15 protein-coding genes are annotated in these 20,712 nt (G+C 54.9%); 7 read left to right on the top strand and 8 right to left on the bottom strand.

All coding sequences use genetic code 11. The features are described 5' to 3' along the window. Positions 1–23 precede the first annotated feature (23 nt). Entirely contained in the window at positions 24–959 is a 936-nt protein-coding gene (gene ttcA, locus ACM5QY_RS14615; RefSeq protein ID WP_416121480.1) for a tRNA 2-thiocytidine(32) synthetase TtcA, read from the top strand. A gap of 58 nt (positions 960–1,017) precedes the next feature. Here the strand turns inward: ttcA and ACM5QY_RS14610 are convergent, their stop codons facing one another. The 3 genes from ACM5QY_RS14610 to ACM5QY_RS14600 all read right to left on the bottom strand — a co-directional run bounded on the left by ACM5QY_RS14610 (position 1,018) and on the right by ACM5QY_RS14600 (position 4,078). Beyond that, the gene (locus ACM5QY_RS14610; RefSeq protein ID WP_416121479.1) at positions 1,018–1,695 is read right to left on the bottom strand and encodes a hypothetical protein; all 678 of its coding nucleotides are present in this window, start codon (positions 1,693–1,695) and stop codon (positions 1,018–1,020) included. 284 nt (positions 1,696–1,979) lie between these two features. Next, positions 1,980–2,963, bottom strand: a complete 984-nt coding sequence (gene zntB / locus ACM5QY_RS14605) for a zinc transporter ZntB (RefSeq protein ID WP_416121478.1) — start codon at positions 2,961–2,963, stop codon at positions 1,980–1,982. A 158-nt stretch (positions 2,964–3,121) separates the two neighbouring features. Continuing rightward, positions 3,122–4,078, bottom strand: coding sequence for a LysR family transcriptional regulator (locus tag ACM5QY_RS14600; protein WP_416121477.1), 957 nt, complete (start codon positions 4,076–4,078; stop codon positions 3,122–3,124). 113 nt (positions 4,079–4,191) lie between these two features. Here ACM5QY_RS14600 and ACM5QY_RS14595 point away from each other — a divergent pair, with 113 nt between their 5' ends. Further along, complete coding sequence (locus ACM5QY_RS14595) at positions 4,192–5,397, top strand: MFS transporter (RefSeq protein WP_416121476.1); 1,206 nt, start codon at positions 4,192–4,194, stop codon at positions 5,395–5,397. Positions 5,398–5,570: 173 nt separating this feature from the next. Here ACM5QY_RS14595 and ACM5QY_RS14590 read toward each other — a convergent pair whose 3' ends face one another. The 3 genes from ACM5QY_RS14590 to ACM5QY_RS14580 form a co-directional block, all read right to left on the bottom strand. Beyond that, positions 5,571–8,000 (bottom strand): DUF3772 domain-containing protein, encoded by a 2,430-nt coding sequence (locus ACM5QY_RS14590; protein ID WP_416121475.1) that lies wholly within the window; start codon positions 7,998–8,000, stop codon positions 5,571–5,573. A 167-nt stretch (positions 8,001–8,167) separates the two neighbouring features. Further along, positions 8,168–8,986, bottom strand: a complete 819-nt coding sequence (locus ACM5QY_RS14585; RefSeq protein ID WP_416121474.1) for a hypothetical protein — start codon at positions 8,984–8,986, stop codon at positions 8,168–8,170. A gap of 22 nt (positions 8,987–9,008) precedes the next feature. Further along, positions 9,009–10,667 carry a multidrug ABC transporter permease/ATP-binding protein gene (locus tag ACM5QY_RS14580; protein WP_416121473.1) on the bottom strand — a complete coding sequence of 553 codons (1,659 nt, stop codon included), beginning with the start codon at positions 10,665–10,667 and terminating at the stop codon, positions 9,009–9,011. 182 nt (positions 10,668–10,849) lie between these two features. On the opposite strand from ACM5QY_RS14580, the gene ACM5QY_RS14575 reads away from it, so the two are divergent. After that, positions 10,850–12,136 (top strand): DUF445 domain-containing protein, encoded by a 1,287-nt coding sequence (locus ACM5QY_RS14575; RefSeq protein WP_416121472.1) that lies wholly within the window; start codon positions 10,850–10,852, stop codon positions 12,134–12,136. A gap of 239 nt (positions 12,137–12,375) precedes the next feature. After that, a complete protein-coding gene (locus tag ACM5QY_RS14570) occupies positions 12,376–12,558 on the top strand; it encodes a hypothetical protein (protein ID WP_416121471.1) in 183 nt (60 codons plus the stop codon). A gap of 294 nt (positions 12,559–12,852) precedes the next feature. On the opposite strand, the gene ACM5QY_RS14565 is transcribed toward ACM5QY_RS14570, so the two are convergent. Beyond that, a complete protein-coding gene (locus tag ACM5QY_RS14565) occupies positions 12,853–14,511 on the bottom strand; it encodes a glucan biosynthesis protein D (protein ID WP_416121470.1) in 1,659 nt (552 codons plus the stop codon). Positions 14,512–14,987: 476 nt separating this feature from the next. Between ACM5QY_RS14565 and ACM5QY_RS14560 the strand changes: the two genes are divergently transcribed. After that, entirely contained in the window at positions 14,988–16,412 is a 1,425-nt protein-coding gene (locus ACM5QY_RS14560; protein WP_416121469.1) for a pyridoxal phosphate-dependent decarboxylase family protein, read from the top strand. 12 nt (positions 16,413–16,424) lie between these two features. On the opposite strand, the gene ACM5QY_RS14555 is transcribed toward ACM5QY_RS14560, so the two are convergent. Further along, entirely contained in the window at positions 16,425–17,276 is an 852-nt protein-coding gene (locus tag ACM5QY_RS14555; RefSeq protein WP_416121468.1) for an AraC family transcriptional regulator, read from the bottom strand. Between the two features lie 260 nt (positions 17,277–17,536). On the opposite strand from ACM5QY_RS14555, the gene ACM5QY_RS14550 reads away from it, so the two are divergent. Together ACM5QY_RS14550 and ACM5QY_RS14545 are read left to right on the top strand one after the other, a co-directional pair. Further along, positions 17,537–19,375, top strand: a complete 1,839-nt coding sequence (locus ACM5QY_RS14550) for a DUF2264 domain-containing protein (RefSeq protein WP_416121467.1) — start codon at positions 17,537–17,539, stop codon at positions 19,373–19,375. 42 nt (positions 19,376–19,417) lie between these two features. Next, the gene (locus ACM5QY_RS14545) at positions 19,418–20,704 is read left to right on the top strand and encodes an oligosaccharide MFS transporter (protein WP_416121466.1); all 1,287 of its coding nucleotides are present in this window, start codon (positions 19,418–19,420) and stop codon (positions 20,702–20,704) included. Positions 20,705–20,712 lie beyond the last annotated feature (8 nt).

The following is a 20,712-nucleotide window of genomic DNA, read 5'->3' as shown; positions in this document are numbered from 1 at the left end:
AAACGAACTTAGCGCCCTATAAAATGACTATGAATCAAGAATTTAACAAGAAAGAAAAATACAACATCGATAAGTTGCAAAAGCGCCTGCGTCGTGAAGTGGGTAAAGCGATTGGTGATTTTGGCATGATCGAGGAAGGCGACCGCATTATGGTGTGCCTGTCCGGCGGTAAAGACAGCTACACCATGCTGGAAATTTTGGGCAATTTGCAAAAAAGCGCACCGGTGAATTTTTCACTGATTGCGGTCAATCTTGATCAGAAGCAACCGGGCTTCCCGGCGCACATTCTGCCGGAATATTTAGAAAAGCTGGGTGTGGAATATAAGATTGTCACCGAAGACACCTATGCCATCGTGAAAGACAAAATCCCGGAAGGCAAAACTACCTGTTCTCTGTGTTCACGTCTGCGTCGCGGGATTTTGTACCGCACAGCGACTGAGCTGGGTTGTACCAAAATTGCCCTCGGCCATCACCGGGACGATATTCTGCAAACGCTGTTCCTGAATATGTTTTACGGCGGCAAGCTGAAAGGCATGCCACCTAAACTGATGAGCGACGACGGTAAGCACATCGTGATCCGCCCTCTGGCATATTGCCGTGAGAAAGATATCGAGCGTTTTGCGGTTGCGCGTGAATATCCGATCATCCCGTGTAATCTGTGCGGATCTCAGCCAAACCTGCAACGTCAGGTGATCGGCGACATGCTCAATGACTGGGATAAAAAATATCCGGGCCGTATCGAAACCATGTTCAGCGCGATGCAAAACGTGGTGCCTTCACATCTTAACGACATGAATCTTTTTGATTTCAAAGGGATTAAGCATGGTGGCGAAGTGATTGATGGCGGTGATCTGGCGTTTGACCGTGAAGAGATCCCGATGCAACCTGCAGGCTGGCAGCCGGAAGACGACGAAACCGCCGCGACGGTTGAACGTCTCAATGTGCTGGAGATTAAGTAAGATTTCGCCCGGTCTTCTCCGGTTTTAAAAGCCCGCGCTGATGCGGGCTTTTTGCTTTTCAGGCCAGCGTGAGGGTTTCAGTCCAGTTGTAGTTGGTCATCACCAGTTTCACCGGCAGGCTGAGTGACCCGAAGCTTTTATGCTGATTCTCAAGAAACCAGACGCGCAGCGGTGCCGGCAGGTATTGCGCGCTGTAACGCAAGAGCGTGCTGTGCCAGAACACCTGAGGGATTTCCGTGTGAGGAAACCGCTCTCTGATTTTTTCTGCCCACGGCGTTTTCATCAGATCGTCTACCAGCGATTGTCTGACGCGCTGGCTTTTTTCATCAGGAAATCCGGCAAGCAGTAATTGATCCGGTAACGCAATCAGCCGTAAATCCTGAATGTGCAGGGTATGTCCGTCACAATGCTTTCTGAAAATATCGGTTAACCCGGCGATCCCTTCCGCGTCTTCCGGTTTGTCGTACAGCGCCTGCGTGATGCAAAAGAAGGTGAAATGCATTCCCGTTAACGGCGCAACGTCGGCCAGCGGATCGCCATTCGCTGCCGTTTCCAGCGCCGATAACAGCCCTGCCATGTCCGGCCCGGCGCGGTTGCCGCTGGTAATCGCCAGACGCGTGGGATGATAGAAAGGTTCCGTGCGGATCACGCCGGTGTCCGGGTGCGTATTCCATTCATCCAGCGTTCTTCGGGTCGCATCGTCATACGCTTTTTGAATTATTGCTGCTGTATGCAAGACAAACTCCTGAGTATTCAAAGAATGGGATCATACGGGCAAAAGTGCCTTCGGATGCACCTTGCAGGGCATAAACCTCAAAAAAGATTGAGCGAAATCAACATTAGAACCGTTGATTGAGTGCAGTATCTATTTCGCAGGTGAATGCAACGTCAAGCGATGGGCGTTGTGCTCCATATTGTCTTATTTCCAAATTTTTAGAATTAATGCATAGCACAATTTAATTCGAACGACGCCGGTCTTATGACCGGCTTTTTTTTGCTTTTTTTCAGGCAGTTAACGCATTACAGCCAGCGACTTTTCTTGAGCCACCACGCGACCACAACCCCCAGCAGCATCAGAAATCCGCAGAAAACACCAAAGCCCAAAGGCGACGTATTGCCGGGGATCCCACCGAGGTTGACACCAAAGAGACCGGTCAGGAAGGTCGTTGGCAGGAAAATCATCGCCAGCATCGACATGGTGTAGGTGCGGCGGTTCAGGGAATCGGCCATCAGCGAACTGATTTCATCGGAGAGCACTGCAGTACGCGCAATGCTGCCATCCAGATCATCAAGCCCGCGCCCCAGACGATCGGAGATTTCCTGCATCAGGCGGCGGTCGTCATCGTTCATCCACGGCAAACGCTCGCTGGCCAGACGCGAGAAAACGTCACGCTGCGGTGCCATATAACGGCGCAGGACGATCAGCTGTTTGCGCAGCAACGCCATCTGGCCGCGCTCCGGCACCTGTTGTTCCATCAGGTCATCTTCGATATCAATGATTTTGTCGTGCAGGTCTTCGATGAAATCGCTGGTGTGATCGGTCAGCGCATCGCAGGTTTCCACCAGCCATCTGCCGGTATTTTTAGGCCCGCTGCCGCTTTGCATATCGCTGATCATCTCTTCCATCGAGGACACTTTACGGTGACGGGTCGAGACGATAATTTTATCGGTAAGGTAAACGCGGACGGTGACCAGCTGATCGGGCCTCGAATCCGCATTCAGATTGATGCTGCGCAGGGTGATTAATGTTCCTTCGCCGACGCGCACCACTTTTGGCCGCACGCTGTCACCGGCCAGCGCTTCACGCACAGTATCGGGCAGCACCGGCGTATTACTGATCCACCGCTCGCTGGCAGGCAGCGTGTAATCCAGATGCAGCCAGCAGGGCTTTTCATCGCTCGCCACACATTGCGGGCTGATTTCGTTCACACCCCCCTCGCCGTTCATCTGTAAAGCATAAACGGCATCGGCGACCTGTAGTTCATTTCCCTTTATCACTTCCACGATGTTCCTCGCTTTTTCTGCATTATCTTTTCTAAGTTGGCGGTTAAGTGCTTGAAATTACAAAATACTGCTCAGGTAAAACCCCTTCACCTCAATGTCCTGAAGCGATCATGCCACGGGTGGCGGTAAAAAATGTAAACACCGTTCAGTTTACTGTTTCACGATATACCAGAGTATTTCGAACTGCCCGGTGCCTGCATTTCGGCCAGATCCTGCATCACACCGCGCATCATTTCCAGGAACTTGCGCAGCCGCGCCGGGTAGTAGCTGGAATAGGGATAAACCAGATACACGGGCAGCGGCAGCGCGTTCCAGCCGGGTAATACACGTTGCAAATGCCCCTGCGCGAGATCTTCCTGTACCACCCACGCTGACACAATGCCCGCCCCCAGCCCGGAAAGCGCGGCCTTGCGCACGGCGTACAAACTGTCTGTCGCCAGACGCGGCGCAATCGTGCAACTTTCTATTCTGCCGTCGGTGTCGTGGCAAAGTCTGACGTCGTTGCGATAGTAGGTGCTGAACGCTATCCACGGCAATTTCGCCAGTTCGCTGACCTGCGTCACCGGATGCTGTTGCAGTAAGTCGGGTGTGGCGACCACGATGCGCGGCACTTCCGCCAGCAAAACCGCCACCATTGAAGGATCTGCGACATTCCCGACCTGAATGGCACAATCGATATCTTCAGAGAGAAAATCCGGCGTGCGGTCGTTGAGCATCCAGTCCACCGTAAGGTTCGGATATTGCTGCAAATAACGGGTCAGCGGCCCGATCAGCTGATCCTGCCCGAACGCGTGCGGTGCGCGCACGCGCAGGATGCCCACCGGTTCATCCCCCGCGCCGTGCAACTGATCTTCCAGCGACGCCCAACGTTCCAGTAATAATTTGGCCTGCGCATAACAGCGTTCGCCGTCGTCGGTCAGTTTCATGGCGTGTGTGGTGCGAAGAATCAGTCTGGCACCCAGCATCTTCTCAAGCGACTGCAAACGGCGGCTGACCGTTGGCTGGCTGGTGTTGAGCTGAGCGGCGGCGGCAGAAAGACTGCCGCTTTCAACGATACGGACGAACGTCTGCATTAAGTCGATGCGGTCAATACCGCTGGTCAGTGGTGTATTCATACGCCTCGCGTATAACAGTTTTACCTTTGTGCAGGCTACCACTTATAACCGTTCGGGTGAAGAATGCGTTCCATAACATCTGACGCAACAAACAACTTCATCAGGAAAACACCATGTCTGACATCACCCAACCCACTGCAACAACGGCTGAACCGGCTCTTTCCGGTAAAATCATTTTTACACTGGCCGCCGGTGCCGGTCTGAGCGTGGCTTCGATTTACTACAGCCAGCCGATGCTCGGCATTATGGGCGGTAACTTACAGGCCAGCACCACGTCGGTCGGGCTTATTCCGACGCTGACGCAAGCCGGTTATGCACTGGGGATTCTGTTTTTAATCCCGCTGGGCGATCGTCATGACCGCCGTACAATTATCCTGCTCAAAAGCATTTTGCTGGCCCTTGCTTTGCTGTTGTGCGGTTTTGTTCCGGGGATTCATGGCTTACTGGTCGCCAGCCTGATCACCGGTATCGGCGCAACCCTGGCGCAGGATATCGTGCCAGCTTCAGCCCATCTTGCGCCGGCGGCGCAGCGCGGTAAAACGGTCGGGACGGTGATGACCGGCTTGCTGATCGGGATCCTGCTTTCCCGCGTGGTCAGCGGCTTTGTCGCAGAATATTTTGGTTGGCGGGTGATGTATCAGCTGGCAGCGGTGAGCGTGGCGTTGATTGGTTTTGCGCTGTGGCGTGTTCTGCCGCGTTTTACGCCCGACACGCGTATCAGCTATGCCCGTCTGCTGCACTCCATGTTCGGGCTGTGGAAAAACTATAAAACGCTGCGTCACGCGGCACTGGCTCAGGGGTTGTTGTCGGTGGCGTTCAGCGCCTTCTGGTCAACGCTGGCCATTATGCTCAGCGATACGTACCATCTGGGCAGCGCGGTGGCCGGGGCTTTCGGGCTGGCCGGCGCAGCCGGTGCGCTGGCAGCTCCGCTGGCCGGTGCGTTAGCCGATAAAAAAGGCCCGGCGCGGGTGACACAAATGGGTTCAGCCCTGGTGATGGTGTCATTTGCGGCGATGTTCCTGCTGCCGCTGTTATCACCCCATGCGCAACTGGCGCTGATTGTGGCGAGTGCCATCGGTTTTGATTTAGGTATTCAGGCCACATTGGTTGCTCATCAGACGCTGGTTTATGGCCTCGAACCGGCGGCACGCGGCAGACTCAACGCCCTGCTGTTTACCGTCGTGTTTATCGGGATGTCGGCAGGTGCCGCACTGGGCAGTAAAGCGCTGGAAGCCGGTGGCTGGACAGGCGTGATTCTGCTGGCAACCGTTGCGGCCGCCGCTGCCCTGCTGGTCCGTTTGTTGAGCCGCAAGAGCTGACCGGGCGATCCAGCGGGCCTCGGAAAATGGAGCATGTTGAGTAAGAACGGGTGACTGGCGATGCGTTGTTTCTTTATCGCATACGGCGACCGCATTGACGGTCACCTTTCATTAACAGGGTGGCAGTGACACAGAATGATTTACAGGGTCCAGGTGGGCCGCCACCCATAGATTTACTCTTGTGCCGGAACGTTCCGGCCACTCGAAGGCCTCTCGATCACCATCGTCTGCGTCTGACTCAGACTGATCCCCGCATCACGCAACATCTTGAGGATTTCATACAACAAGTCGCTTCGCGTCGCACTCACAATACGCGGGCTGCTCACATAACCCGTTACGCTCAGAATGATGCCGGTCGGGCCCAGTTCTTTAAAGCTGACGGACGCTTCGGGCGTATCGAGGATTTGTTCATGCGCGTTGTAAGCGTCGAGCAGCAAACTGCGAACCTGTTCCGGGTCGATATCGAGCGGGAAGGTCAGCGAGATAGTGGCCACGCCTTGTGCGTTACCCATGGTGGCGTTACGCACGTTCTGAGAAATCAGTTGCGAGTTCGGCACAATCACGGTGGATTTATCGCTGAGCTGGATTTCCGTCGCACGGACGTTGATCCGGCGAATATCCCCTTCCACGCCGCTGATGCTGATTAAATCGCCCACTTTCACCGGACGCTCGGTCAGCAGGATCAGACCGGAGATAAAGTTCTTCACAATCTCCTGCAAGCCAAAACCGATACCCACCGACAAGGCGCTCACGATCCACGCCAGTTTGTTCCACTCAATGCCGAGCGACGACAGCGTCAGCAGGATAATCAGCACGTAACCGACGTTGGTGAACAGCGTCACCAGGGATGCGCGCATCCCGCGATCCATCATGGTTTTCGGCAGGAAATCATTATCCAGCCAGCGGCGGGCAGAACGCAGAATATACCAACCGACCACCAGACACAGCACCGCATTGACCGCGTGTGCCGGAATAATGTTCACCCCTTCGAGACCTTTACCGCCCCAGATATCGACGATTTTCGCCAGTAATTCCAGCGGTGTCGTGGAACCGAAAGTGCCGTTGAGCAGCGCAACAGCGGCAAACAGCAGCAGCGCGGTTTTGCCGATAGCAGAGAATAATGTGGCCGCCAGTGACAGGTGACGGTCATTGACACTCAGGGTACCTTTGATGATTTTGCCGCTGTGAGTCCCCGGCGCGAACAGGCTTTCGAAGAAATCCACCACGAAATGAATCAGCAGATACAGGCAGCTCAGCACCAGCCCAATCCACAGCAGTTCGAAGGTCACGAAACGGGCCAGCGGGATATAACCAATCAGCAGCGCCAGCATGATAACGACGGCGGTGATGCTGATCACCAGATGGATCAGCCCGGCCAGCGTGGAGCGGGCTTCGGTTTGCTCGCCGTCGGCTTTCATTTTGCGACGCATTCTGTTGACGCGCACCGGTGCAATCAGGCAGTTCAGCGCCACCAGCAAGGCCGCAAGGCCGTTACCGAATAACGTTGCGGCCACGCTGGCACCCACCAGATTATTCAGTTGCTCGATAATGCCGAACAGGAAAATAAACGTCGCCAGCAGAACCGGGAATGAGGCCAGCGTTTTTGCCAGCGGATCGGCAATGCCCGGCAGACGCCATGACGGATGATTATTCGATAACAGCGCAATCCCCAGCCCGGCGATCAGGGCGGAGAAATAGGTCAGTTCCCCCAGTTGTTGGGCGAATTCATTCACCCACGCGGACGTATCCGGCAGCCGGGTAAAAATATAGCCGAGCAACTGAACGCTGAAGCCCAGCGTCAGTGTGGTGCTCAGTGTGGTGAAACAGGCCAGGAAACTGCGGCGGAAACGGCCCTGCGGCAACCAGCGCGGCAGGATCCAGTTCATCGGTTTATCCAGTACGTGGCGGCCGAAAATGCCCAATGCCAGCGCCAGCAGCAGGTAAATACCCGAGCCGACGCGCCATTCCGGGCTCCACGCCTGGGTCCAGGCATCACTGATCTGCGAACCAAATTCGTCAAACTGCGCAGCATCATCATCGTTAGGCTTGAACAGCGGTGCCCAGAAATTCCCGCCCAAAATACTGCCGGTGTTGAGTGCAATTTGCGTTTTCAGTGCATCACGACGCAGCCCGGAAATCTGTGAAGACAGGTTTCGCGCACCGACGGCAATCGCTTTGGTCTGTTCAATCTGCGTCGTAAGAAGGGTTTTGCTGTTGTTGAGCTTATTACGCTGGCTGACCACCTGCGGCGTTTCTGTCAGTGTTCCCGGCGCAGGTGCGGGCCCGAGAACGTCGAGCTGTGCCTGAACCTGCGCCAGATCGGGTGCCAGTGCTGCCGCCAGTTTATCGGCGTCTTCGGCCAGTGTTTGTGCGGCATCGGTCAGGCCGGTGAATTTTTTGTCAGTTTTCGCCGATGAGACCTGTTGTTTGAGCTGATCCAGGCGTTTTTGTAATGCCGGCAGCGCCGTGGTGGCGTTGACTTTGACCGGCTGTTCTGCGGCCGGTTGCGCGGTGCTGTCATCGGCCTGACTCAGCGCCGGCGTTAACAGCAGACATGACAGCAATGCCAGTAACAAAAACGGCACTCTAAACATTTTTTGCATAGAAAGAGGGTTCCGGGAGTTCATTATTTTTTTACGAAACAAGAGTGTTTTAGAAGAACGGCGTAAGGATACCCTTTCCTGTTAAGAAGAATAGTAGGGATTGTCTGTTTATGTTGCAGTAAAGCCGCGCCGGGCTGCACGTTCAAACACGGAGCCCAGCGGGAAGATCAGGGTTTTGCCCCGAGCATCTGACGCAAAATCGCCGCCGAGTCTGCCGGTTGCAGTGCAAGAATGCCGGAATACAGGCTGATGGAGATCTCACAGACTTTCTCGTGATCCACATCCGGCTTCGTCAGGTCGCTGAACATCTGCAACTGCTCGCCGTACATGTTGCCCAGCGCTTCACGCACCGGTGCCATCATCGCAATCACACGTTCTGTACTGACCGCCGCAGGTTGTTCGGTTTGCGCGCTGCTGGTCGCCAGAAGCAAATCGTTCATGGTGTTGAGATCTTTCCGGAACAGCTCCGGCGGCAGAACCTGCGCGGTGTTAACGCCACCGCTGACCTGCGGATACAGAAACTTAAAGCAACTGCCGTCCTTGCGCGCCTGCAAGGTTTGCATCTCTTCCAGATTCACCTGCATCGCCTCGTTAACGTTGGCGTCAGGCGCATGGCTGATGCGCTGCGTCAGCAATACGGAAACCATCGGTTTCACCGTATTAATAGCATCCTGCTGCGATTTACCTGCTTTGCGCAGCTTGAGAATATTGCTGCGGATCTGCGCATACAGCGCCGGTTCCTGCGTTTTGATGGTGGTGTATAGCGGCAGTTCAGCCAGCGCCTGATCGACCTTTTGCTCTTCACTGTTACTGACAAGATGCGGCTTTATCACCGCGCTCCACAGCAAATTTCCGCCGATAAACAGCACCAAAAACAAGAAAACCGCAGGCACGCGGTTTAACATGCCTTTTTTGTGCAGCAGCCCGATCAGTAAGCCTATTGCGACGGCACTGACGCCCCACACCACCCCTTCAGTCCAGTTCATTCCTGTTCCTTTTTATAAACGGTTAAAGACCGATTTGTGCGACCGCATCACGGCTGGCGTCGGTGCGCGCCTGCCCGTGCAGTTCTTTCAGTTTGCCCTGACGCATTTCCAGCAAACGATCGGCGTGTTCAAAATAGTGATCATCGTGGCTGATTGCCAGCACGGTTTTACCCATATCGCGCAATTGTGGCAACAACTCGCGGTAGAACGTCCGGCGAAATTGCGGATCCTGATCCGCCGCCCATTCGTCGAGCAGCAGGAAATCGCGCCCTTCGGCTGCCGCCAGCAGTAAGGCCACGCGTTTACGCTGCCCGGCGGAAAGCTGAAGATTGGTCACTTCGTTCCCGATGAACTGAAGTTTTTCTTTCATGTTCAGGCGTTGCAGCCAGTCTTCCACCAGTTGCGGATCCGGCGGTTTGCCCTGCGGGCCGATGAGCTGGCCGAACAGATGGAAATCGGTAAACACCGCCGAGAAAAGCTGCCGATACTGTTCGGTGTTTTCCGCTGTGACCGGCACGCCGTCGAGCAGGATTTGCCCGGAACGCGGCTGATACAGGCCGGTGAGCAGCATCGCCATCGTGGATTTCCCGCTGCCGTTGCCGCCGATCAGGAAGACCAGTTCGCCACGGGAAATCGTGAGATTCAGCGGCCCGACGCCAAAGCCTGCGCCCTCTTCTTTTCCGGCATAGCTGAACGTCAGGTCGCGCAGTTCCAGCGTCTGCCAGTGCTTCGCCGCCACCGCCGGGGTGAACGCTTCATTATGTCCGGCCAGTTTCAGCGCTTTCAGTTTACCAAAAGCGACCTGCGCGCTGAGTAACGTGGGCAGTGCGCCGACCGCCTGCAACATCGGCGTGCGCAGGAACAGCAGCGTCAGGGAGTACGTTGCGGCGACGTTGGTATCCGACCAGCCGAGCGTGTTCGCCATAAAGAACACCAGGCCGATCGCGCCCAACATCATGATATTCGACCAGTTCACGGCGCTGAGATGGAAGGTATCGGCGCGGATAATGTGATGACGGTATTCTTCAGCGTCTTTGCGGTACACATCGTCAAACAGGTGGCGCGCACGTTCGCGGTTCAGCGCCAGTTCTTTGCGCCCTTCAATCACTTTCTGATAATCCGTTTGCAACTTGTCTTCGGCGTCACGCACCTTCGCCAGATGGCGGTAAACGTGAGACACCAGTTTAAAGCCGCCAAAAATGGTGATCAGCAACCAGATAACGGTGACCAGCAGCATTTGCGGGGAAAGCCAGGCCAGATAACCCGCACAGCCGAGGGTCAGAATAATTCCCTGCACCAGTTCCGGTAAGCGCACGAAGGCCAGTGTGATATTGCGGATGTCGCTGCCGAGGCTGGCAAGCAGCTGCGCATTGCCGATTTGCTCGATGCGCTCGATGTCCGTATCCAGAATACGTTTGATGAATTGCCCGCGCAGACGGTAGATAAAATGGTGGCCGAGCACGGTAAGCGCCAGCTGAGAGCCAAGCGTGACCGCCATCAGCAGCAGGAGTAACCCGAGAAACTGTGGCAAAACCATCAGTGAAGCCTGCGTGGTTTCAATCAGTTTAAGATTGATGAACGCGATCAGGCCGATACCCAGTATGGCGCTGAGCAGACTCAGCGCCATTACGCCTAAAAACGGCCAGCGATATTGTTTAAATACAACGCGTAACAACTCCATGAATTGATCTCATTCTGAATGCAGGGGAATCATGCTGCACGCAGTGTAATGACACACCTTGTCATATCAAGAACAATTCTCATTTTAACCGCGTATCCGCCTGCATTCCGCTGCATTCCTAAAAAAAAGCCGCAGGCAATAAAAAAGCTGACAGCCCGCCCGGCGCTTCCTAAACTGAGGTAATGGATAAAGAACAAGAACTTCACCGAAGTAAACGCAACGCGCTCGGGCTGCTGCTGATTGCCGCCGCCCTGTTTGTCATCACCCTTTTCCTGCCGCCCAACTTTTGGGTTTCCGGCCTGAAAGCCATTTCCGAAGCCGCGATGGTCGGCGCAATGGCGGACTGGTTCGCCGTGGTGGCGCTGTTTCGCCGCGTGCCGGTGCCGTTTGTGGCGTCCCACACGGCCATTATTCCCAAAAACAAAGACAAAATTGCCGACAATCTGGCGGTGTTTGTGCAGGAAAAATTCCTCGCGCCCGCCACGCTCATCAACCTTATCCGCCAGCACGATCCGGCGCGGATGCTCACAGACTGGCTGAACGCGCCGGATAATGCGGCACGTTTCGCGAAATACGCGGTGAAGATGATCCGGGGGTTTCTGGATGTCACCGACGATCAACGTATCGCGCAACTTATCCGGCGCGCGCTGTACCGTGTCATCGATAAAATCGACCTGTCTGCGTCGATTGCCACAATGCTGGAGAGCCTGACCAAAGGCGGCCGTCACCAGCAACTGCTGGATCAGGCGATGGATCAGCTGGAAATCCTGCTGGCAAAAGACAGCACGCGACAGTTTATTTCCACGCAAATTGTCGGCTGGATGAAACGTGAACATCCGCTGACCGCCAAACTTCTGCCCACCGGCTGGCTGGGGCGAAACGGTGCCGATCTGGTGTCGAATGCGGTGAATTCCGTGCTCGATGATATGGGCAACGACAAAACGCACGCTTTCCGTAAAGGCTTCGACCGTTCGGTACAGAACTTTATCTGGAAGCTGCAAAACGACCCGGAAACCGCGCAAAAAGCCGAAGAAATTAAGCAATACCTGAAAGATGACGAGAAGCTTAATGTTTACGTGTTGCAGCTGTGGGGCGATATGCGCAACTGGCTGAAAGAAGATCTGGACAGCGAAGATTCGCGGGTTTTTGCCAAAGTCACGGAATCCGGCCAGTGGCTGGGCAATGCGCTGGCGCAGGACGAGAAATTGCGCAGTTCACTGAACCTGCAAATGGAAACCATCGCCGAGAAAATGGCACCGGAATTCGCGCAGTTCCTGACGCGTCACATCAGCGACACGGTAAAAGGCTGGGATCCGCGGGACATGTCGCGGCAAATCGAGCTGAACATCGGGAAAGATTTACAGTTTATCCGCATCAATGGCACGCTGGTCGGCGCATTTATCGGGCTGGTGTTGTATCTGCTGTCGCAGCTTCCGGTAGCCATTCCGTGGGTGGTGGCGCGGTTTTAGCGGCAAACTCTACAGCTTGCAGATGCATTAATCACCACAAATGACTATTCATATTTACAATCAATACCCCCTCGCGAGTTAGGTTTTAACTATTGAATGCATAAACAACACCAACTTTCACTTATCAATCTTTAAAGTAGAATGCAGTTCATTGGCAGCACGTCGTAAGCAGTGGTTATAAGCCAGCTCGCTGTTCGCCATCCCATTAATATTTATTTGATTAATAAGGAACTGACAGCATGTATAACTTCCAACGTTACAACGCAAAAGAACTGGCTCTGGCCTACATGAGCGGCAAATCACACGATTTCTCGCCACAAGAATTCTTACAACAGTTGAAAGAGATCGAGAGTTCTTTCGACGCGGCGCTGAGAAACCCTCAGCAACAACCGCAAAACGGAATGCTGGTTAAGGCGTTTTGATTGCCATCTTGGCCTTAATCAGTTGAGTACCGTGCGTTACCCTGGCATTACCCTTTGAAGTAATTTTTGCAAGATCCTGTGTCTGGTTCACCTGCAAATGACAGATACTCAGAAAAGTAAGAAAGCAAAAGCCCCGATGATTCGGGGCTTTTTGTTTTTCTGATCTTTCGATCCTCAAAATCATTCAGCTTGCAGGTAGGCGGCAAGCGATCGAACCCCGATGAGCTGACATAAGTCAGTGATTCGGGTGAACGAGTGCAGCCAGCACCCCTGCGGCCTGAATGATGAAGAGGATTATTTGGTCATCTGACGGTCATCGATGTATTTGCGTTTATCCGGCGCTGGCGGGAAGTACTGATACAACCAGGTTTCCGACAACGCTTTCTGGCCGGAACGCAGGAACATACGCAGTTCTACCGGCGCGACGGAATCGCTGTCCGGATACCAGTCAAACAGGATCCGGTAGCCGTCGAATGGCTGCACGTACAGAATTTCGATGTTCTTGATCTTACCCGACGAGGCGTTAATCACCGGTTCGATACCTTTATCGGCAAAGGCTTTCAGCTCGCCGCCGGTGAAATCAATGGCAAAACGACGCGCCCAGACTTGCGGATAATTCTCGCCCGGTGCCCAGCCTTCCGGGAAACCGCCCATGCCGGTGCGGGTCGCCAGTACGTTGGCCATCGGGCTGCGGTGCGGTGGCTCACCACTCCAGTAGAGTTTGTAGCTGAAGTTGAATTCAGAACCCGCCTTCACCGGTGTTTCCGGCTGCCAGAAGCACACGACGTTATCGAGCGTTTCGCCGGTGGTCGGGATTTCCATCAGATTGACGGCACCTTTTCCCCAGTCTCCGACCGGTTCCACCCACAGGCTCGGGCGCTTGTTGTACCAGCCGATCACGTCCTGATAATTATTGAACTCGTGATCGAGCTGCAACAGGCCAAACCCTTTCGGACTGTTATCGCTGTAGGCGTTGAATTGCAGGCGCTGCGGGTTGTTCAGCGGACGACAAATCCATTCGCCGGTGCCGGTCCACATTTGCAGACGATCAGAGTCGTGGATCTGCGGATGAATCGTGTCGCAACGGCCACGTTCACTGGTGCCACAGCTGAACATGCTGGTCATCGGTGAAATGCCCAGCTGTTTGATGTCTTCGCGGGCGTGAAGATGGTTTTCAATCTCCATCACAACGCGGGTCGGTTCGCAGTGGATGAGGAATTTATAGGCACCGGTGATGCTCGGGCCATCCAGCAAGGCGTAAACCGTAAAGGTGGTGTCGCCAGGTTTCGGCGTATCAAACCAGAAAGCGGTGAAGTCCGGGAATTCTTCCGGCTGATCGGTGAAGGTATCCACCGCCACGCCGCGCGCGGACAGACCGTACTGATAAGTATCGTCCACCGCACGGAAATAACTGGCACCGAGGAAAGAGACTACGTCGCGGCGCGTCAGCTCCGGGGCTTTGTTGACTTTGAAACCGGCGAAACCGAGATTCGAGAAGCCTTCCAACTGCTTGGTATCAACACCAGCGTCGTGATAATTAAACAACTCCGGGCGGAAATGAATTTCACGCGCGAGATGTTTCACCGGATCCACGGAGTACATGCGCACGCGACGGCGGAACCCCATGCCGACGTGGAACAATTCGACGTCAAGCTGGCGGTCCGGCAGGCCATTCCACAGGGAATGCGCGTGATCGTATTGGATGGCGTTGTAAGCCTGTGGTGTTAATTCCGCCAGCGTCTTAGGTAAAGGAAGCGGCGCACCGCCGTAAGGTTTGTCCGCCAGCTCTTTCGCCATCTTTTGCAGCGCGTTGAAATCAAACGGCAATTCTCCGCCATCTGCCACATTCGCCGCTGCCGCCTCAGCGGAACGGGTGAACAGTGAAGACATCGCCGGCACACCACACCAGGCGGCGAATGCCATTGATGCTTTAATAAATGCTCTTCGTTCCATGCCAGAATCGTTTCCTGTACTGGGCAAAAATCTGGGAGCACCGCCTCACGACGTGGCCCCCCGCGTATTCAAAAAATTTCGACCCTAAGGCTAACGTAAAATTCACACGCCGAGTACAGGAAATTGAATGCATTCAGCTAATATTTTACTTGAAAAAGTAAGCACATCTGTCAGCAACATTCCGCGTCAGACAAGGGCTGCGCGGCTTTTGGGCAACGGGTGCTCAAAGGGCGAGCAATGCCCTGTTTTAGGGCAGAAATTGCGCCTGATTTTAGGAGCATTCTGTTACAGGAAGGTTATTTCCCATAGGTTTCTCATATCAAAAGGTGACAACGTCACGTAATCCACGCAATTAACACTGATCGCTTTGCTGGTATGAGCCCGCCCCGCGTGGTGAAAATATGTCAATTTGCCGTAGCCGTTTATTCGGGTAAGTTAAAGAATTGTATTAATCATCTGAACCTTAATGGAATTTTATGCACCCACTGCTTCAGCACGACCTGGATACCCTGCCTGAGATCCTGCGACAGGCCTGCGACACGGCGGTTTCTTTCCTTGAAACGCTGCCGGAGCGTTCCACCTGCCCGCCCGCCAGTGCACAAAACCTGAAAACCGGTGACGACCGGCTACCGGAACGTGGCATCGGCGCACAGGCCGCGCTGGAGCATTTCTGGAATAACTACGCCAGCGGGATGTCCGCCAGCGCCGGCCCGCGCTATTTCGGTTTCGTGACCGGCGGCGGAACCCCGGCTTCGCTGGCCGCCGACTGGCTGGTCAGCACCGTGGATCAGAATACACAGCTTAATTTTGATTCGGTTTCCGCCGCTATCGAACTGGCGACTATCGCCCAGCTCAAACAACTCTTCGGCCTGCCGGACGCGCTGTGCGGCACGTTTGTCAGCGGCGCGACCATGGCGAACTTTGTCAGTATGGCGATTGGTCGCCAGTGGCTGGGGCAACAGCGCGGCATAGACATTGCGCAGCAAGGGCTGGCGGCGCTTGGCCCGGTGCGCGTGCTTTCCGCCGCCGCGCATTCGAGCAGCGTGAAAGCACTGAGCATGTTAGGCATCGGGCGTGATGCGCTGGTGACGGTTGCCACACTGTCGGGCAGTGAAGCAATTGATACGGCGGCGCTGGAAGAAATTCTGGCCGCCGATCCTGACCGGCCAACGATGGTGCTCGCCAGCGCCGGAACGGTGAATACGGTCGCGTTTGATGATGTGCCCGCCCTGCTCCGGTTGCGCGAGAAATACGGTTTCTGGCTGCACGTTGACGCCGCATTTGGCGGTGTGGCGGCGGCCTCGAAGCGCTATGCCCCGCTGCTGGCAGGCTGGGAAGACGCGGATTCCATCACCGTGGATGCCCATAAATGGCTGAACGTGCCCTATGACAGCGCGATTCAGTTTACCCAACAGCGCCATCTGGCGTTGCAGGTTCAGGTTTTCCAGAACCATTCTGCGTATCTCGTCCTGCCCAGTGTGCGTCCGGACAATTACCTGCACCTGACGCCGGAAAACTCGCGGCGTTTTCGCGCCCTGCCGGTGTGGATGGCGCTGAAAGCCTATGGCCGCGACGGGCTGGCTGAAGTGGTAGAACGCAATGTCGAACTGGCACATTTGCTGGGCGAAAAACTTGCCGCGACGCCGGGCTTTACGCTGCTCGCGCCGGTCAGTCTCAACGTGGTATGTTTTGCGCTTGATGATGCCGACGGAACGCCGCAAGCGCTGGCGAAGCGGAACCGTTTCCAGCAACTGCTGGATAACGCAGGCGTGGTGCGCTGCACGTCGACGTCGCTGAACGGTAAGCCGGGAATGCGCGCCGCACTGGTGAACTGGATGACCGGTGAAGCCGATATTCATCTGGCGCTGGATTCCATCAAAGCCTGCTACGCGGAAATCTGATCTACTGCCCTTTCAGGGCAATAACGAAAACGCCGCCTTGCGATATTGCAGCGGCGTTTTTCCTATCATTTTTTTGAAACGCGTAATGAAATATGGCGCATCTGAAAATCCGCATTGCAGGCCGATCTCCTCGATTGAGCGGTCAGTAGAACGCAGCAGTTCGCAGGCGCGTTTCACCCGCCGCGTCGCCAGATAATCCTGAATGGAACCCCCGGTTTCCTCACCAAATACCCGCGAAATATAGCTTTCCGATAAACCAATCGCCGCCGACAGTTCCGCCAGCGAGAATTTCTGCACGTAGTTTTCCTCAATCCACTGCATCACTTTCGACGCCGTGGTGCGGCTGACCGTTTTCGGCAACGCCTCTTCTGCTGGCATAAACGCCATCAGCTGCAAAACCAGCATGGAAATTTCTTCCCACTGATGGCGCTGCATTTCCGGCAGCCGGTTGAACTGTTCGAGGATCACTTCGATATGGCTGGCGTGTTCGGTGAGATCAAAAATGTGCGCCGCGCGGTCAGCGTCCCATAAGCTGGCAAACCGCGCCCGCCGTTGCGGAAAGGATTGCAGGCAGCCGTCGAGCAGAACGTGGTCAAGGTGAATGGTCGTGCGCAAATAGGCGTTTCTGGTATCCGCTTCAACAAAGACTTTATGCAGCTTAAAAGGCGGGAAAACAAATAATCGCCCCGGCCGCAGCGTATATTGCTGATTATCGACAATGACGATGCCATAACCCTGGCTGACGAAGAGTAATTCCAGACACTGGTGCCAGTGAAAATAATTGGCGCTGCCGCGGTTCATCCGGTTAAAAGAAACCTGACGATCGGTAAGGGCAATACGTTCAAGATAATCGGATGCCGCCATTGCGGGGTTCCTTGCGTTATTTAACGCCCGTTTTCTGCCGGGACAACAAAACACAATTTTTCGTCTGCTTTTTATAATTTAAGCCGTTTACCGCCAGATTAATAATCACAATTTCAAAAATCACCGCATTCTGTGAAGCACGTAACAATCAGAGATCGCCAGTTCTCTATATTTCACTCGCGATACTGAGAAATGAAATAATATTTCAAATTAATAAGCCCTTATTTTCTGGTACCCATCACGTCACCGGGAGTCCCTTTATGACGCTGAAAAAAATAAACACCGGCAATCCGCTGCGTACCCGCGACGATGTACAACATCTGCTCAAAGATCTGCTGGCCGCCGTTTCGCCCTACACCGAAGAAGGCAAAAGCGGAATCGACCTCGGCAATACCACCACGCATTACGGTAAAGAGATTGCCAAAATGGAAGCGCTATCACGCATGCTGTGGGGGATTTTTCCGCTGCTGGCCGGTGGCGGTGAATGCCCGGATTTGCCGTTTTACATCAATGCGATCCGCTTCGGTACGGATCCGCAGCATCCGCAATACTGGGGAAAAATCCGCGATTTTGATCAGCGTTGCGTAGAAATGGCAGCGTTTGGCGTCGGGCTGGCCCTGCTGGATAAACGTCTCCTGTGCCATTTTTCGAAGCAGGAACAGGAAAATCTCGCCGAGTGGCTGAATCAGGGACGCGACGCCGTGATCCCCAATAACAACTGGAATTTCTTCCCGATCATGGTGCAGATGGGCTTTAAACAGGCCGGCATCCCCTGGGATAAAAACGCCGTGGAAAAACGTTTTGCGCTGATGGAAACCTATTACCTCGGCGACGGCTGGTATTCCGACGGACCGGGACGCCCGCGCGACTACTATATTTCGATGGCGTTTCATTATTACGGCCTGACTTACGCACAGAATATGGCCGACGTGGATGCCCCGCGCGCCGCCGTGCTGAGGGAACGTGCCGGGCAGTTCGCGCAGGATTTCATCGCGATGTTTTCCGCCACCGGTGCCGCCGTGCCGTTTGGCCGCAGCCTGACGTACCGGTTTGCCGAAGCCGCGTTCTGGAGCGCCGCCGCGTACAGCAAGCTGGATGTGTTCACACCGGGCATTGTTAAAGGGCTGATTTTGCGCCATCTGCGGCACTGGCTTAAAGAGCCGATTTTCGACCGCGACGGCGTACTCAGTATTGGCTATCACGCGCCGAATCTGGTGATGGCTGAAGACTACAACGCGCCGGGTTCGCCGTACTGGGCGTGCAAACTGTTTCTGGTACTGGCCCTGCCGCAGGACGACGCATTCTGGCTGGCACAGGAAGCGCCGCTGCCTGAAATCCCCGCCACGCACTGTATTCCTCACGCCAGCCAGATCCTGACGCGCGACGCACAGGGTCAGCATGTGGTGATGCTCACGTCCGGGCAAATCGAGCTGAACAATTTCGTCAATACCGAAGCCAAATACACCAAATTCGCCTACTCCAGCCAGTTCGGTTTTACGATTGACCGTGGCCGTTACGGACTCAATCACGCCGGTTGCGATTCCCTGCTGATGTTCTCGGAAGACGACGGCTATTTTCGCGGCCGCCGCGAGTGTGCCGAAACGCACATCACGGAATCGATGATTTATTCCCGCTGGCTGCCGTGGCACGACGTGACGGTGCAAACCTGGCTGATCCCCTGCGGAGACTGGCATCTGCGCGTCCATCATGTCGAAAACCGGCGGCCCCTGACGTCGGCGGAAGGCGGTTTTGCGGTGATTCAGGAACCGGCGACGCACACGGAGATTTCCGCGGACAAACGTGCCGTCATCGTCAGCGCCCGTAACGGCAGCAGCAGGATTGTCTGTCTCGATGACAGCGCGACGCGCAACGCCGCCACCGTCATCACCCCGCCGAACAGCAGCATTATGTTTGCCGAAACCGCCGCAATTCCGGTGCTGACCGGCGCGCTTGCCGCCGGTTCACACTGGCTGATCACCGCCGTTTGTGCCTCGGCCACGCAGGATATTCGTGCGCAAGGCGTGCCGGAAGTGATCCGCGAAGGGCAGCAATTGCGCTGGCACGGTCAGGGACACAGCGGGCAAATCACGCTGCGTTGAAATTTTCGCTTTGCCCCGTCAGAACTGTCTTCAGGAGTCATTATGAAAGCGATAAAAACAGCCAGTAAGTCGGCGTATTACAAAATGAGTGGCTTTATATTTCTCTATTTCTTCACCTGGTCTTCCAGCTTCGGGCTTTACGCTTTATGGCTCGGCCAGAAAGCCGGGCTGGACAGCGTGACCATCGGCACGGTATTTGCGGTCAACGGTGTGTTCGCGGTGATCATGAAACCGGTCTACGGCTACATCATGGACAAAATCGGCATGAGCAAATCCCTGCTCTATTTTGTCGTGCTGGTCTCGGCCCTGATGGCACCGTTCTTTATCTTCGTGTATCAGCCGCTGCTCGACAGCCATCTGATGGCCGGGATTATCGTTGGCGCGTTGTATCTGAGCCTCGGCTGGTACGCCGGTGTGGCAGCGTCGGAATCTTACGCCGACCGCTTCAGCCGCCTTTATCACATGGAGTTCGGACAGGTTCGCATGTGGGGGTCGCTCGGCTGGGCGCTGGCGGCGTCGTTTTCCGGCGTGCTGTTTAATCTCTCTCCGGCGTGGAACTTTGGTCTGAGCAGTGCGACATCGCTGGTGATGCTGGTGGTTCTGCTGTCATTGAAAATTGGTGATGAAGAACTCAAAGATAACGATGTGATTTCCCAGCAGAAGATCATGTTCAGCGATGTGATTTTGCTGCTAAAAAACCGTAAGTTCTGGATGTTTTCGCTGTATGTCGCCGGTGTGGCGTGGATGATGTTTGTCGCCGAACAGCAGTTCTCGCGCTACTTCGTCACCTTTTTCGACACCAAAGAGCAAGGCAACGCGTGGTACGGCTATCTGAGCACCGTGCAGTCCGGACTTGAGTTTCTGATGATGATGGTGATCCCGTTCCTGGTGAACTATTTCGGCGCTAAAAAGAGCCTGCTGCTGGTCGGCACGCTGGTCGGGCTACGCCTGATTGCCTCCGGGCTGACCAGCGATCCGCTGCTGATTTCCATCATCAAACCGTTCTACGGGCTGGAAATCGCGCTGCTGCTGGTGTCGGTTTTCAAATACATCGCCGAGCATTTCAGTAAACGCGTGAACGCCACCATGTATCTGCTCGGCTATCAGGCGATGATTTACGTCGGTTCCATCGTCGTTGCGCCACCTGCCGGATACTTCTACGACCGCATCGGTTTCGAACATACCTATCTGTTTATGGGCGGCATCGCGCTGTGCTTCACGCTGATTTCCGCCTTCACGTTATCCGCCTGCCAGAGCCTGCGTTCCGGCGCACCTGAACCCGCTGCAACGCGTGAAAACAGTGCTGAACTGGCACCGCTGAAACGCTGAATTTTTTT

Source organism: Rahnella sp. PCH160 (assembly GCF_047784855.1).
Taxonomy (GTDB): Bacteria; Pseudomonadota; Gammaproteobacteria; order Enterobacterales; family Enterobacteriaceae; genus Rahnella.
This window is presented reverse-complemented; position numbering and strand designations above follow the sequence as displayed.